The following is a 14429-nucleotide window of genomic DNA, read 5'->3' as shown; positions in this document are numbered from 1 at the left end:
TCTGGGCTGGCCGACCTTGTTCGACAACGTCGGGACGCCGTCACGGCGCCACGGCGTCATCGCAACCGCGGTCCGGGCTACTCCTTCACCGCTCCGGAGCTCGCGTTCATGATCCGCTTCTGGAACACGAAGAACAGGATGGCGACGGGGATCGTCATCAGGACAGCGGCGCCCAGGCGCAGCGGGAACTGCGAGCCCTGGCCGAGGCCACCCGCGGCGAGCCCCGCGACACCACGGGTCAGTGTGGTCAGCGCCGGCGACTGCGAGGCGACGATGAAGTGGGAGAGCTCGTTCCACGACCCCTGGAAGGACAGGATGACGAGCGTGACGATCGCCGGCCTGGCCATGGGCAGCACGATGGACCAGAAGATCCGGAACGTGCCCGCCCCGTCGATCCGGGCAGCCTCCTCGACCGCCGGGGGAACCGACTCGAAGAAGTTCTTCATGATGAACACGCCCGCGGCGTCGACCAGCAAGGGGATGATCAGGCCCGCGTAGGTGTCATAGATGCCGAGGGTGTTGATCACGAGGAACCGCGGGATGAGCAGCACCACGCCGGGCACCGCCATGATCGCGACGATCGCCCCGAACACGGCTCCACGCCCCTTGAACGGCAGCCGCGCGAGCGCGTAGCCGGCGAGCGAGTTGAAGAAGACGCGTCCGAGCGTCACGCACACCGTGACGATGGCCGAGTTCTTCAGCCAGATCGGGAAGTCCGAGTTGGCGAAGAGCCTTTCAAGCGCGGCGAGCGTCGGCGTCGTCGGGATGAGGGCGAGCGGGTTGGCCGCCGCCTCGGCGTCGGTCTTGAACGCGTTGGCGATGGACAGCAGGAATGGGTAGATGTAGATCAACGCGAGCGCGATGAGCAGCGCGTAGACGATCACCGAGGAGATCCGCAGGCGGCGGCGCGCGAGCGGCTGCGGCGCGATGGCGCCGGCGAAGGCGGTCATCGCACGGCCTCCTTCGACCCGGCGGCCGGCCCCGCGGCCGGCCCCTCGCCCGATGCGGCGCCGGACGGCACGACGCCGTCGCGGTAGAAGCGTTTGCGGCGTGGCACCGTCTCGCGCTCGCGCAGCACGTTGCGCTGGATGAGCGTCATCAGGACGATGATCGCGAACAGGATGAACGCGATCGCCGCGCCGTTGCCCCACCGCTGGTCGATGAACGACATCTGGTAGGAGAGGAAGGCGGGCGTCATGGTCGTGTTGGCGGGGGCGCCCTGCGAGCCGGTGTAGATCTGGTCGAACACCTGCCACGTGCCGATCAGGCCGAGCGTCACAACTGTGAAGATCGTGGGGCGCAGCATCGGGATCGTCACGTACCGCAGGCGCTGCCAGCCGGTCGCGCCGTCGACGAGCGCCGCCTCCTCGACCTCGGCGCTGATGTTCTGCAGCGCAGCGACGAACAGCAGCATGAACGTGCCCGACGTCGTGAAGATCGCCATGATCATGAACACGCTCATCGCGACCGACGGGCCGGCGAGCCAGTCCCACCAGCTCACGCCGAGCAGCGGCGCCGCGCGCAGCGCCTCGGGCGGGGAGGTCACGCCCAGGCCGCCGAGCACGATGTGGATCAGCCCGCGCGGGTCGGCGAACCAGTTCGGGCCGTTGGCCCCGAGTGCGGCGAGGGTCCGGTTGACGGCGCCCGAGGCCGAGAACAGGAAGAGGAACACGACAGTGATGGCGACCGAGCTGGTCACCGACGGGAAGTAGAACGCGGTGCGGAAGAACCCGCGCCCCCGCAGGCGCCGACGGTTGACCAGCACGGCCAGGCCCAGGGACACGGCGGTCTGGATCGGCACGACGAGCAGCACGTAGTACACGTTGTTGCGCAGCGCGGTGCCGAGCTGTCGCGAGGCCAGCGTCTCGCCGGACAGGAGGTCGGCGTAGTTGGCCATGCCGACGAAGTTCGCGCCACCACCGAACGGGTTGCCGCGCCCGGTCCAGTCGGAGACCGAGACCCACAGGGCCATGACGATGGGCACGGCCATGAAGACGGTCAGGATCACGATGACGGGCGAGACGAACAGCCAACCCGCGGCAGTCTGCCCGCCGTTGCGACCCCCGAAGGGGCGGCGGCGCCGGGCCACCGCCCCTCCGGTTGCGGTGGCGGACATTACTGGAGGGCCGAGAGGGTCGACTGGACCGAGCTGAGGATCGAGGCCGGGTCGCCGGTGCTCAGGCCCTCAAGCTGCGCGTTGAAGTCCGACAGGACGGAGCCGATTCCCTGAAGCGGCGGGACGCCCTGGGCGTACTCGCCGCCCCGGATGAAGGCGCCCATCTCGGGGAACTCGGCGGCCCACTCGTCGGCGACGCTCGTCACGGACGGCATCACGCCGAAGTCCTTGGCGAACTGCATCTGCTGGGCGTCCGAGACCATGAACTCGACGAACGAGAGCGCGACGTCCTTGTTCTGCGAGTCGTTGGCGATGCCCCACGCGTTGGTGAACTGGAGCGTGCCACGGTCGCCGCCGGGGCCCTGGGGGAGCTCGACGGCGGTCCAGTTGACGTCGGGGAAGTCGGCCGAGAGCGCGCCGGAGATCCAGTTGCCCTCGATGGTCATGGCGGCGCCGCCCGAGCCGAACGCCTCGCCGCCCCACCCGGCGCCGATGGCCGACGGGAAGGCCGCGACGCCGTCGGCGAGCATCTGCTTGACGAACTCGAGCGCCTGAAGGTTGGCGTCGGAGTCGACCGCGGCGTTGCCGTCGGCGTCGAGCAGGCCGCCGCCGGCCTGCGCCATGAACGCGCCGATGCGCGCCCACTCGGGGCCGAAGGACAGGCCGACCTGGCCGTCGGTCGTGAGCGTCTCGGCGACGTCGGCCAGCTCCTGCCAGGTGGTCGGGTAGTCGGCGTCGGTCAGGCCCGCGGCCTGCCACGCGTCGTCGTTGATGATGAGGGCGAGGGTCGAGAAGTCCTTGGGCGCGGCGAAGAACTGCCCGTCGAAGGTGAACGAGTCGACGAGGCCGGGGTAGAACTCGGCGTCGAGCTGGTCGCCGTAGGCCCACAGCGAGCCGTTCTCGGCCCAGCCGGGGAACGACTCGGTCGAGACGTAGAAGACGTCCGGCGGGGTCTTGGCGGCGAAGCCCTGGGCGAGCTGCTGGTTCAGGTCCGTGGCGACCTTGAGCTCGGCGCTGTGGCCGGTGGCGGCCGACCAGGCGTCGATCGCGGCCTGGACCGACGCGGTCTCGGCGTCACCGGACGAGCCGATGAGCACCGAGAGGGTCGTGTCCGTCGAGTCGCCCGCGTCGGCGGCGGGCGACTCGTCGGCGAAGCCTCCGCCATTACCGCACGCGGTGAGGCCGAGGACAGCGGAGAGCGCCGCGGCGGCGGCGAGGCCGCGCGTGAGGCGGCGGGTGGGCTGGCGTGTCATGGGTTTCTCCTCGTGGTGTCGCTGGGCCCGCATCGGTGCTGCCCGTGGTGGTGACTGACGGTGCTGGGCCGTCAGCGATCGGTTCGGCTCGACGCGCGTTCGACGAGCCGCGGCTGGATGAGCACGTGCCGGTCGGCGTCGTGCATCGCCGCCGGGCGCGCGGTCCGGTCGGGGACCTGGGCGCCCGGGGCGAGCTGAGGGAGCAGGAGGTCGATCGCCGCCGACGCGACCTCCTCGGTGCGCTGGTCGACGCTGGTCAGGTCGACGGCGGCGGCGACGGGCGAGTTGTCGAACCCGGTGACGGCGACCTGCGGTCGCTCGGGGGCGGTGAGGGCCATCTCCCGGGCGGCGGAGAGGGCGCCGAGCGCGAGCGCGTCGGACACGGCGACCAGGGCGGTGACCTCGGGGTCGTCGAGCGCCTGTGCCGCCGCCCCGGCGCCCTCGCTGACGCCCTCGGTGGCGCGCACGACGACGGCGTCGAGCCCTGCGGCGTCCATGGCCGCCGCGTAGCCGGCGTACCGGTCGTCCCCGACGCCCGAGCCCAGCGGCCAGCCGAGGAACACGATCCGCTTGTGCCCGGCCGCCATGAGTCGCTCGGTGACGTCGCGCGCGCCCGCTCGGCCGTCGACGTCGACCCACGCGTGGCGGGACGCGGCGGGGCGCTCGGTGTCGCCGTCAGACGCCCACGGACGGCCGAAGGAGACGAACGGGACGTGGTGCTCGTCGAGCCAGACGACGCGGGCGTCGTCGGGGTGGGAGTCGGTCAGGACGAATCCGTCGACCGACTTGGTGGACAGCAGCCGCCCGTACTGGTCGATCTGCGCGCTGTCGTCAGCCGCGGTGAAGAGCATCACCCGCAGGCCGGACTCCTGCGCCTTGGCCGTCAGCGCGTGCAGGAACCGGTCGAGCACCTGGCCCGAGATGCCTCCGGCGGCCGGCGGGACGCACATCCCGACGACGAACGAGCGCTGCGTGCGCAGTTGGCGTGCGGCGGAGTTGAGCTGGTAGCCGAGCTCGGCGATCACCGCCTCGACCCGGGCGCGAGTGTCGGGGAGCACCTTCGCGGGGGTGTTGAGCACGTTGGAGACCGTCTGGCGCGAAACGCCGGCGCGTTCCGCGACGTCCGCCATGGTGGCCTTTTTTCCTGCGCGCATCTCCGCCTCCTCGCGGGTCGTGTCCCTCGTCGCCGGCCCCTCGTCGACGTCGTCGCCGGGCCGGCCGATCATTACGTTTGATCGATCGAATGCCATGAAGGTACCGTCGATGTGGTCGCACCGCAATTGATCGATCAAATGCCGATCGGTCCCCTGTCCACATCACGCCACACGCCCCAGCGTCGAAGGAGTCGCGATCCCTATGTCCGCAGGTCAGACCGCACCTGTCCAGCCCTTCCTCGACGACCTGACCGCGACCGTCCGCGCCCCGAGCCAGGCGTGGTGCGCCGCCGACGGGCAGATCGCCCCGACCGGCCTCCAGGGCGTCTACCACGCCGACGTGCGCGTCCTCGCGTCCGCCGTTGTTCGCGTCGATGGCGCGCTGCCGGAGGCGATCTCCTCGGGGCCCATGGGTCCCGGCGCCCACGAGTCGGTCTCGGTGCTGCGCATGATCGACGGCGAGGGCGCCGATCCCACGACCATGCTGCGGCGCCGGCGCACCCTGACGCCCGGGCGCATGGCCGAGTCGCTTGAGCTGTCCGCGGGCACGGCCCACCCCGTCAGCGGCACGGTCACCATCCGGCTCACCAGCGACCTCGCGCGCACCGAGACGGTCAAGCAGGGCCTGGCGACCACCCCGCTGGCGCCCGCCCTCGTCGACGGCTCCGCCCGCTGGGCCGACGCCAGCACGCAGGTGAGCGTCACCGCGCCGGCGGCGACCGTCGCGGTCGACGAGTCGGGCGCGACGCTCACCTGGCGGGTCACCGTCGCCTCCGGCGCGCCCGCCACCGTGACGTGGCAGGTCGTCTCGCGCGTCGACGGCGCCGTCGTCGGCCCGCCGTCGAGCCCCACCCCGGAGTGGTCCGCCCCGGCGGTCGAGGCGACCGACTCGCGCCTGGCGCCGCTCGTGCGCCGGTCGCTCGCCGACCTGGCCAGCCTGCGGATGAGCGCGCACTTCGCCCCCGAGGAGACCTTCCTCGCCGCCGGCGCCCCCTGGTTCTTCACGCTCTTCGGGCGCGACTGCCTGTGGGCGGCCCGTCTGCTCCTGCCGCTCGGCACAGACCTCGCACGGGGAACCCTGCGCACCCTCGCGGCTCGCCAGGGCGTCGCCGACGACCCAGGCACCCAGGAGCAGCCGGGCAAGATCCTCCACGAGATCCGCAGCCAGCAACTGACCGGCGAGGGCGGCCTGTCCCTCCCGCCCGAGTACTACGGCACGGTCGACGCGACCCCGCTGTGGATCACCCTTCTGGTCGACGCCTGGCGCTGGGGCATGGCGGACGACGACGTCGCCGCGCTCATCGATCCCCTGCAGCGCGCGTTGGCGTGGATGCGCGATCACGGCGACAGCGATGGCGACGGATTCCTCGACTACGCCGACACCACGGGCCACGGCCTGTCCAACCAGGGATGGAAGGACTCGGGCGACTCCATCCAGTGGAAGGACGGGCGCTTGGCCGAGGGTCCGATCGCGCTCGCCGAGGTCCAGGCCTACGCGTATGAGGCGGCCTCCGGCGCCGCCGACCTCCTGGAGGCGTTCGGGCGCGACGGCGCCGAGTGGCGCTCGTGGGCTGCCGCGCTGGCCGACCGCTTCCGCGCGCGCTTCTGGCTCAGCGACGAGGCGGGCCGCTATCTCGCCATCGCGCTCGACAGGCACGGCGCGCCCGTCGACTCGGTCGCCTCCAACATGGGCCACGTCGTCGGCACGGGCATCCTCACCCCCGACGAGGAGCGCGAGGTCGCCGCGCGCCTCGTCGCCTCGGACATGTCCTCGGGCTACGGCCTGCGCACCATGTCGACGACCTCGGCGGGCTACTGGCCGCTGGGCTACCACCGCGGCAGCGTGTGGACCCATGACACGGCGATCGCCGTGCTCGGCCTGGCCCGCGCGGGTCTGGGCGCCCAGGCCCTGACGCTCGCCGACGGTCTGCTCGCGGCGGCGCCGCACTTCGACTTCCAGATGCCCGAGCTCTTTGGCGGCAATGCGCTCGGAGACGGTCCGGCGCCGCTCCCCTACCCCGCCTCGTGCCACCCGCAGGCGTGGTCCGCGGCGTCGGCGGTCGCCATCCTGACCGCGCAGCTCGGCCTCGCTCCCGACGGCGCCGGAGGGCTGCGCGCGACGTCGGCGCTCGCACCGGGCGCGCGCGTGGTCGCAGACGGAGTGCGGGTCGGTCCCCGCAGTTTCCGCGTCGTCGCCGACGGCGCGCAGGTCACCGTCACAGAGACGACGGCGTAGGCCCGGGGCCGACGGCGTAGGCCGGGGGCCCGCGCCTGCGCTCGCCTCGGACCCCCACGTGTCCGGCATCTGAGACGAGTGGCCTGAGCACGCGCACGACGCCCGCGTCGCCCTACCCTCGCGCCCATGTCGAGGTGGGGGACGCGGGAGACGACGGACGAGCAGTACGTCGCGCAGTGGCGCGACTGGTATGGCGAGGCCGAGGCCGCGCTCACCGAGCCGTACGGCTTCCTCGCGATGACCGGACTGACGTGGCTCGACGCCGATCCGACGCGGATCGCGGGCGTGCCGGGGCTGTGGTGGGTCGAGGGCGGGCATGTGGTCGCCGACCTCGACGCCGGGCAGAGCCTGCACGTCGGGACCGAGCAGGTCGCAGGGCGCGTCAGGGTCCCGCTCGACTCGCCCACCCGGATCTTCCACGGCTCGGTGTGGATCGACGTCGTGCACCGGACGGAGGGGGTCTACGTCCGACCGCGCGACCCGGACAACCCGCGGCGTCTGACCTACCCCGGCACCCCCACCTACGACCTCGACCCCGCGTGGCGGCTCCAGGGTCGCTGGACTCCCCCGGCGCGCCCGGGGCGTGTCGCCCTGCCGTCGTCCCTCGCCGGAGTGACCAACCACTACGGCGACGCGGGCACGCTCGACCTCGACATCGCGGGACGCACCTGGAGGCTCACCCTCATCTCGACCGCGCGCGTGGCGGCGCGGCTGATCTTCCGCGACACGACGAACGGCGTCGAGACCTATCCGCGCGGCAGACACATCGACCTCGACCTGCCGGAGGGGTCGGACGTGATGACGGTCGACTTCAACCGGGCCCGCAACTTCTGGTGCGCCTACTCGCCGCAGCCGACGTGCCCGGCAGCCCCGCCCCAGAACGTGCTGGACGTCGCCGTCCCGGTCGGGGCGCGCTACCCGAGCTGAGCGAATCAGTCCACCATCCGGGACGGATGGTCCACCGTTTGGCATCGCGGCGTCGCGGTGTCACAGTGCCCCCATGTCCAGCACGCGAGTGGTCACCATGGCAGCCCCCGGCATGTCCGGCGCGCCCATGTGCTGTCCCTCGCTCGTGAGCGTGCGCCTGCGCCGTCGCTGACCCGCGACCCGCGCCCTCCCGCCACACCTCACGCTCCCGCACATCCGCTCGTCGAGAGCCGCTTTGTGCTGCCCGCACGCCCTTGCCTGGAAGAGACCCATGACCTCCACCCTCACCACCCACCCGGCGCCCACGCCAGACGCCGATCGCAGGCCCGACGAACCCAGTCGCCTCGCGACCCGCCGGCGCGTGCCCGCCTCCGTCGTCCTGCTCGCCGGCGTCGCCCTGACCGTCGTCGCGCTCGCCGTGTCGGTGAGCGTCGGCACCGCCGGCGTCAGCCCCGCCACCATGTGGCGGGCCGTCCAGGCGACCGCGCTCGGCCAGGAGCGCACGGGCGACCTCGCCTCCGCCTACACCGTGCTCACCGGGCTGCGCCTGCCTCGCGCCCTGCTCGCCCTCACCGCGGGCGCCGCACTCGCGCTCGCCGGTGTGCTGATGCAGGCCCTGCTCCACAACCCGCTCGTCAGCCCGTTCACCCTCGGCGTCTCGCCGGCCGCCGCGTTCGGCGCCGCCGCGGCGATCCTGCTCATCGGACCGTCCGCCTCAGGCGGCGTCGTCGCCCTCGCCGCGTTCGCAGTCGCCCTCGGCGTCTCGGGCGCGCTGCTCGGCGTCGCAGCGGCCCGCAGCCTCGGCGCCGCGACCCTCCTCCTGCTCGGCATCGCGCTGACGCAGCTGTTCGAGGCGCTGACCTCGGCGCTGCAGTTCACCGCCGACGAGAACACGCTCCAGCGCATCGTGCGCTGGACGTTCGGATCGGTCAACGAGGCGCGGTGGACCGACGTCGGCCTGGTCGCCCTGGTGCTCGCCGCCGCCGCGCCCATCGCCCTGTGGTTCGCGGTGCGGCTCAACGCCGTCGCGTTCGCGGGCGACGACGCCGCCACCAGCCTGGGCGTGCACGTCCCCGCGCTGCGCACGGGCCTGATCACGGTCTCGGTGCTCCTGGCCGCGGTCGTGGTCTCCACCTGCGGGATCATCGGGTTCGTCGGGCTCGTCGCCCCGCACATCGCCCGCCTCGCGCTCGGCTCCGACCATCGGGTGCTCATCCCGGCGTCGATGCTCGCGGGCGGACTGCTGCTCCTGGTGTCCGACACGATCGGGCGCACGATCATCGCCCCCGCCGTCGTGCCCGTCGGGATCGTCGTGGCGGTCGTCGGCGCCCCGGTGTTCATCCAGCTCGTCCTGCGCCGCCGGAGGGCAGCCGCATGAGCCTGCGGATCCGTGACCTGCACGTCAGCTACGGCGAGCGGCGCGTGCTGCTCGGGGTCGACCTCGACGTGCCCGACGGCGAGCTCACCGCCGTGCTCGGACCCAACGGGTCCGGCAAGTCCACGCTCGCGAAGGTGGTCGCCCGCATCGCGCGCCCCTCCTCGGGCGCCGTGACGGTCGACGGCCGTGACCTGCACCGGCTCCCCCGCCGCGAGCACGCGTCGCTCGTCGCCTACGTGCCACAGGTCTCCGCGACCCCGTTCGACCTCACGGTCCGCGACATGGTCATGCTGGGACGCACCCCGCACATCGGCATGCGCCCGCGCGCCCAGGACCACCAGATCGTCGAGCGCGAGCTCGAACGCCTGCGCCTGCGCGATCTGGCGGCGCGGCCCATGGCCGAGCTCTCGGGCGGTCAGGCGCAGCGCGTGCTCGTCGCCCGCGCCCTGGCCCAGGAGCCCCGTGTGCTCATCCTCGACGAGCCGACCTCGGCCCTCGACCTGCGCTACCAGGTCGAGACTCTGGAGGTCGTCCGGCAGGTCGCCGCAGACAAGTCGGTCGCCGTGCTCGTCGTCATCCACGACCTCAACCACGCCGCCTGGTTCTGCGGCCACAGCGCGCTCCTGCACGAGGGCCGCGTGCTGCGCGCAGGGCGCCCCGCCGAGACCTTCGACGCCGCCACGCTGAGCCAGGTGTACGGCCTGGAGATCGACGTCACGCACCCGGCGCCCGGCGTCGTCGAGGTCCGTCCCCGCTCCATGTCGCCGTCGGCCGCCCGACCGGCCGCTGCGGACCTGGAGCCCGTCAGGGCCTCCGCCTGACCTCGTCACACCCCGTTCCACCCGCGACGTTCTCACCCCGACCAAAGGAACCCGCATGACCATCACCACGACCGACACCACCTGGGCCGCAGGGCTCGAGCGCTGGCGCGCCAGCCGTCTGCGGGCCGTCACCGGCCCGTACGGCAGCGCCGCCGTCGTCGGCACCTACTGGCTCACCCCCACCCCGCAGGCGCTCCCCGACCTGCCCGGACGCTGGTTCGCGCGCGGCGCCGAGGTCCACGCCGAAGGCCTCACCACAGGTGACGTGCAGGTTGTCGGGGACGGCCCAGCCGTCACCGACGGCACGATCGTGCTGCGTCAGGGACAGGAGGTCCGCCACGGGCGCCTGATCCTCGCCTGGTTCCGCCGTCTGGAGGACCAGGCCCTGCGCGTCTTCGACCACGAGAACCCGTCGCGCGCCGCGCTTGAGGGCTTCGGCACGTTCGACGCCGACCCCGCCTGGGTCATCGAAGGCCGTCTGGTGCGCAGCGCCCCGGGCTCCCGCCTGGTCACCGACCAGTCCGACGGCGAGATCTACGACCGCGAGCTCGTCGGCCGCATCGTCTTCCCCTACGACGGCGCCGAGCACGAGCTGCTCGCCTTCCGCAGCCCGGTGCCGGGCAAGCCAGGCCTCATGGTGTCCTTCGCGGACGCGACCAGCGGCGCCGAGACGTTCCGCTTCCGGTTCCTGCTGCTGCCCGACCCGGGCGAGTCCGACGTCGTCACGCTCGACTTCAACCGCGCCTACCTGCCGCCGTTCGCGTTCGCGCCAAGCCACTCGTGCCCGCTGCCGCCGGCCGCGAACCGGCTGCCGTTCGCCGTCACCGCAGGCGAGACCCTGCCCCTCCTCCGTCCCTGACCAGCACCCCAGGAGTCACACCCATGACCCGCGCCATCGCCCGCCACGCCATCGCCCGCCACGCCACCGCGCTGATCACCGCCGCAGCCCTCCTCGGGGCCGCCGCCGGATGCGCCCCCACCTCGGCCGGCGCCGAGCCCCAGGCGGGGCCCGCGACGTCGGCGGCCGTCGACGTCGTCGACGACCAGGGCCGTGCCGTCCACCTCGACGGTCCCGCACAGCGCGCCGTCGTCATCGGCAGCTTCAACGTCGACCTCGCACTGGCGCTCGGAGCGCGTGACCAGATCGTCGGCACCGACGAGCAGACCATCGAGCGCCTGGCGGCCTCGAAGCTGCCCGAGAGCCTCTCGGTCGGCGCGAACGGCACCGAGCTCAACGCCGAGGCCATCGTGGCCAAGGGCGCCGACGTCGTCCTCATCTACCGCAATCACGGCTGGCAGGAGCTCGCGAGCTCGCTCGAGGCGTTCGACATCCCTGTCGTCGTGCTGAGCACCTGGGTCTTCGACCAGTGGGACGCGTCCATCGACCTGGCGGCGAAGGTCCTCGGCCGTCAGGAGGAGGCCGCCAAGGTCCACGCCTTCTCCGACGACATCGCCACGCTCCTTGAGCGCAGCCCCCAGGACCCGGCGAAGCAGGCCGTCCTGTTCTACCAGGACTCCGCCGGCAAGAGCACCGGGAACGAGGGCGGCAAGAACTTCGCGATCCAGGCCGCCGGAGTGCGCAACTTGTTCGCGGACGTCGCCGGGAACCAGATCGACATCGACCCCGAGGCCGTGATCGCCGGGAGCCCCGACCTGATCGCCGTCGAGACGACGAACATCTACGGCGGCACGAGCGACGCCGACTACGCCGCCAAGGCCGCCGAGCTGACCAGTCAGCCCGGCTGGGCGCAGCTCGACGCCGTCACGAGCGGGAACACGTTCCTGTACAACGCCTGGGCCTTCGACCTCGCCGGCAACCAGATCACGCCGCTCTTCTTCGCCAAGTGGGCCTACCCCGAGCTGTACCGCGACGTCGACCCCCTGGACTACGTCACGCGCTGGGCGCAGGAGTACCTCGGCATCACCGACTTCAACCCGGCCGACGGCTATGTGCACCAGCTGACCGCGGGCTGACGGCGTTCGCCCCGCGCGCGCCGTCCGGCCTCAGAGGCTCACTGATCCCCCCGCGACATCACCGTGGGCCTCCTGCGACGCCAGATGGACACTCCCATCACGGCGATCGCGAGGGATCCGGCGGCCAGCGAGACCAGGCGCGTCCCGTCCGACCCACCGGTGCGCGGCATGGTGAGGGGATGGTTGTTGGTGAAGGTGAGCGCGAACTGGGCATCCGACCCGTCGCTCCCATCGACCACCACCTGAGGTGTCGAGACCAGCGTGTCACTGCCCTCACACAGCGTGAGGCGCTGTGCCCACACGCCGTCAACCCGATCAGCCGTCGCCCGCAGGCAGACCGGGTTCGCCGCCAGCGCGTACGGGGGCGGGGGCTGCACCTCGACAAGCCAATACGTGCCCGGTGGAACCGCGCGCGCCCGATAGAGGCCTGGGGTGTCGACGACCGCGTCGATCGTGACGTCCTGCGCCGACGTCGTGTGCGCGACGTCGTTCACGACGGTCCTCGTCGCCATGTCCCCCGGGGCCCCGCCGTCGTCGACGCGCAACTCGAAACCGGCGCCTTCGAGCCCGGTGGTCACCGAGCCGTCGAGGTTCCTGCCCACCTTGGTCAGGTCCAACCCCCACGCCGGGAAGTCGACGGGGTCGCGCACACTGTCACAGAACGCGGCCCCGTCGTCGCCGACCCGGCCCTCGACGCAGGCGTTGTCGACCACCTCCCCGTCCGTCACGATCCCCTCAGTCGCCTTGACCGAGACTCGATAGGAGACCGTCACCGTGTCGGGAACGTCGGGGTCCTCCGTGACGCCGGCTCGGCCCAGATCCCCGGTCCATCGGATCGCCTTCGCCTTCGCGTCAAAGACGGCCGCTCCGCTCGATGCCTGAAGCGAGTCCACGACGACGTCACCGCGCGTCAGGACATCGCTCACGTCGTCGACGACCGTCTGCCCGGGAAGGTCGAGGCTGCCCGAGTTGCGCATCTCGACGGTGTGGGTCACCACGTCGCCCGGGGCGAGGGCGCCGGCCGCCGCGTCGTGCGAGGAGGCCTTGCTGATCGCGATTGCGGCGTCCAGCGCGAGTTCGATCTCGGAGTGCTCGACGAAGATGTTGTAGTCGTCGATCATGGAGTGATCGGCCCAGGAGCCGGGGATGGGTGCGACCTTGTTCGCGCTGACGATGTACTCGCCCCACCGGTGCACTCCGCCCGCGGAGTCGACTCCGTTCTCCGAAGGACCGCCCGTGGAGATCGGATCGGGGCGCACACCCACAACCGCCACGCCAGCGAGATCGGCCGCGACTTCACTGTCATCCCAGCGGACGATCTGGTCTCCCGGACGAGGTCCTTCGAGCATCTTGATCTCGATCCCCTCGGTCCGAGCTTCGATGTCCATGGAGAGGATATGGATCTCTGCGGCCATATCCCAACTCAAGCGCGCGCGCACCGGAGCATTCAAGGACAACTGCTCCCCTTTGCCGTTCTTCCCATCCCACGTGACCTTCAGTGTTCCCCCGGGAACGCCGATCGACTCCAGACGGGTGTCCACCGCGTCGGTGTAGACGCCATTTCCATTGGTGTCGATCTCTGTGACGAGGTTGCCCTCCATGCCCGTCGCCTCGGCCGTGAACACGCCTCCCCACTGCGACGCCGCCAAGCGCGCGCCATCCGGCGCATATCGCACCGACTCGAGGCTCGTGGGGGCGTAGATCGGCCTCACCCAGGTGTCCTCGGTTCGACCGTCGAACCATTTCGCCGTCTGCGTCGGAAGGTCAGCGCTGGGCGGCTCAAGAAAAATCCGATACTGGACAAACCCGGGACACGCAGCGGAGGCCCGGGGCGGCTTGGTCAAGATGCTCGACTTGTACGTGCGCGCGCACGTCCCCGCGCCAACCACGCCGTAATTGTCGGTCAGGAGACTGGAGTAGATCCCATCGAATCCGTGCTCGATCGACTGATAGAGCACACCGAGTCTCGAAAGGTGATAGAGGGTGCGGTCTGAGCCGGCGACCGCGGGGGCGTTCTTGAACTTGCCATACTCTTTCGAGTCGTTCCACCCTGTGAGCACCTCAGCCCACACGTGACCGTCAAGGGCCGCACCGGAGGCGTCCCGCGGTGTGATCGCGCTCTCGGGGCCGTAATAGACCCGACGGGACGGAACTCGGGCGTCGGCGTCAATCGTCGGGATCTGCGCCAGCGGACTGCCACCAAATGCGGCGATCGACCAGACACCCGCCGACGTGTCGCTCAGGTTCGCCTTGCGGAACCACTGCTTCTTGACGACCTGAGGCGTGATCTCCGGATTGAACTCCGTGCGCTCGCCTGACGGCGAGGTGACGATGATGCGCAGACTCGGGACCGACCGGTCGGTGTCCCGGTGAGCGAAGATGTGCAGGTCGAGGTCAAGCGTCCCGCCCTCGGGAACGTAGACGCCGAACGCCGTGCCCACCGAGATGAACTGGTTCTCGATGTCGAGACGAGTCCCGGTTCCGGCCGCGACGCTCGGACCCACCGGTGTGATCACAAGGCCGACGCCGAGCAATGCGCTCATGATCGCCGCCCCGAGCCTGCGCACCCA

Annotated in this window: 11 protein-coding genes; 6 read left to right on the top strand and 5 right to left on the bottom strand. The window is 71.4% G+C overall.

Translation table 11 applies throughout. The annotated features are described in order from the left end of the window. Positions 1–77: 77 nt before the first annotated feature. The 4 genes from EV386_RS00150 to EV386_RS00135 all read right to left on the bottom strand — a co-directional run bounded on the left by EV386_RS00150 (position 78) and on the right by EV386_RS00135 (position 4619). A complete protein-coding gene (locus tag EV386_RS00150; RefSeq protein ID WP_130411229.1) occupies positions 78–950 on the bottom strand; it encodes a carbohydrate ABC transporter permease in 873 nt (290 codons plus the stop codon). After that, positions 947–2116, bottom strand: a complete 1170-nt coding sequence (locus EV386_RS00145) for a carbohydrate ABC transporter permease (protein ID WP_130411227.1) — start codon at positions 2114–2116, stop codon at positions 947–949. Before EV386_RS00145 ends, EV386_RS00150 begins: the two co-directional genes overlap by 4 nt. Further along, positions 2116–3369 carry a sugar ABC transporter substrate-binding protein gene (locus EV386_RS00140; RefSeq protein ID WP_130411225.1) on the bottom strand — a complete coding sequence of 418 codons (1254 nt, stop codon included), beginning with the start codon at positions 3367–3369 and terminating at the stop codon, positions 2116–2118. Before EV386_RS00140 ends, EV386_RS00145 begins: the two co-directional genes overlap by 1 nt. Positions 3370–3440: 71 nt before the next feature. Continuing rightward, positions 3441–4619 (bottom strand): LacI family DNA-binding transcriptional regulator, encoded by a 1179-nt coding sequence (locus EV386_RS00135; RefSeq protein ID WP_242607751.1) that lies wholly within the window; start codon positions 4617–4619, stop codon positions 3441–3443. A gap of 106 nt (positions 4620–4725) precedes the next feature. Between EV386_RS00135 and EV386_RS00130 the strand changes: the two genes are divergently transcribed. The 6 genes from EV386_RS00130 to EV386_RS00105 all read left to right on the top strand — a co-directional run bounded on the left by EV386_RS00130 (position 4726) and on the right by EV386_RS00105 (position 11859). Beyond that, the gene (locus EV386_RS00130) at positions 4726–6759 is read left to right on the top strand and encodes a glycogen debranching N-terminal domain-containing protein (RefSeq protein WP_130411223.1); all 2034 of its coding nucleotides are present in this window, start codon (positions 4726–4728) and stop codon (positions 6757–6759) included. 126 nt (positions 6760–6885) lie between these two features. Beyond that, positions 6886–7686, top strand: coding sequence for a DUF1684 domain-containing protein (locus tag EV386_RS00125; RefSeq protein ID WP_130411221.1), 801 nt, complete (start codon positions 6886–6888; stop codon positions 7684–7686). 271 nt (positions 7687–7957) lie between these two features. Beyond that, positions 7958–9064 (top strand): FecCD family ABC transporter permease, encoded by a 1107-nt coding sequence (locus EV386_RS00120; protein ID WP_130411219.1) that lies wholly within the window; start codon positions 7958–7960, stop codon positions 9062–9064. Continuing rightward, positions 9061–9885, top strand: a complete 825-nt coding sequence (locus tag EV386_RS00115) for an ABC transporter ATP-binding protein (protein ID WP_130411217.1) — start codon at positions 9061–9063, stop codon at positions 9883–9885. Before EV386_RS00120 ends, EV386_RS00115 begins: the two co-directional genes overlap by 4 nt. A gap of 55 nt (positions 9886–9940) precedes the next feature. Then, entirely contained in the window at positions 9941–10744 is an 804-nt protein-coding gene (locus tag EV386_RS00110; RefSeq protein ID WP_130411215.1) for a DUF1684 domain-containing protein, read from the top strand. Between the two features lie 23 nt (positions 10745–10767). After that, positions 10768–11859, top strand: coding sequence for an ABC transporter substrate-binding protein (locus EV386_RS00105; protein WP_130411213.1), 1092 nt, complete (start codon positions 10768–10770; stop codon positions 11857–11859). A gap of 38 nt (positions 11860–11897) precedes the next feature. On the opposite strand, the gene EV386_RS00100 is transcribed toward EV386_RS00105, so the two are convergent. Continuing rightward, entirely contained in the window at positions 11898–14402 is a 2505-nt protein-coding gene (locus EV386_RS00100; protein WP_130411211.1) for a DUF7927 domain-containing protein, read from the bottom strand. Positions 14403–14429: the final 27 nt, after the last annotated feature.

Origin of the sequence: Xylanimonas ulmi (assembly GCF_004216535.1) — a bacterium.
GTDB classification, from domain to species: Bacteria; Actinomycetota; Actinomycetes; order Actinomycetales; family Cellulomonadaceae; genus Xylanimonas; species Xylanimonas ulmi.
This window is presented reverse-complemented; position numbering and strand designations above follow the sequence as displayed.

Bases quoted from the DNA above. Each gene is read 5' to 3' on its own strand.
- EV386_RS00125 (WP_130411221.1), top strand. From the start codon at position 6,886: ATGTCGAGGTGGGGGACGCGGGAGACGACGGACGAGCAGTACGTCGCG.
- EV386_RS00105 (WP_130411213.1), top strand. From the start codon at position 10,768: ATGACCCGCGCCATCGCCCGCCACGCCATCGCCCGCCACGCCACCGCG.
- EV386_RS00130 (WP_130411223.1), top strand. From the start codon at position 4,726: ATGTCCGCAGGTCAGACCGCACCTGTCCAGCCCTTCCTCGACGACCTG.
- EV386_RS00145 (WP_130411227.1), bottom strand. From the start codon at position 2,116: ATGTCCGCCACCGCAACCGGAGGGGCGGTGGCCCGGCGCCGCCGCCCC.
- EV386_RS00150 (WP_130411229.1), bottom strand. From the start codon at position 950: ATGACCGCCTTCGCCGGCGCCATCGCGCCGCAGCCGCTCGCGCGCCGC.
- EV386_RS00135 (WP_242607751.1), bottom strand. From the start codon at position 4,619: ATGGCATTCGATCGATCAAACGTAATGATCGGCCGGCCCGGCGACGAC.
- EV386_RS00115 (WP_130411217.1), top strand. From the start codon at position 9,061: ATGAGCCTGCGGATCCGTGACCTGCACGTCAGCTACGGCGAGCGGCGC.
- EV386_RS00110 (WP_130411215.1), top strand. From the start codon at position 9,941: ATGACCATCACCACGACCGACACCACCTGGGCCGCAGGGCTCGAGCGC.
- EV386_RS00140 (WP_130411225.1), bottom strand. From the start codon at position 3,369: ATGACACGCCAGCCCACCCGCCGCCTCACGCGCGGCCTCGCCGCCGCC.
- EV386_RS00120 (WP_130411219.1), top strand. From the start codon at position 7,958: ATGACCTCCACCCTCACCACCCACCCGGCGCCCACGCCAGACGCCGAT.
- EV386_RS00100 (WP_130411211.1), bottom strand. From the start codon at position 14,402: ATGAGCGCATTGCTCGGCGTCGGCCTTGTGATCACACCGGTGGGTCCG.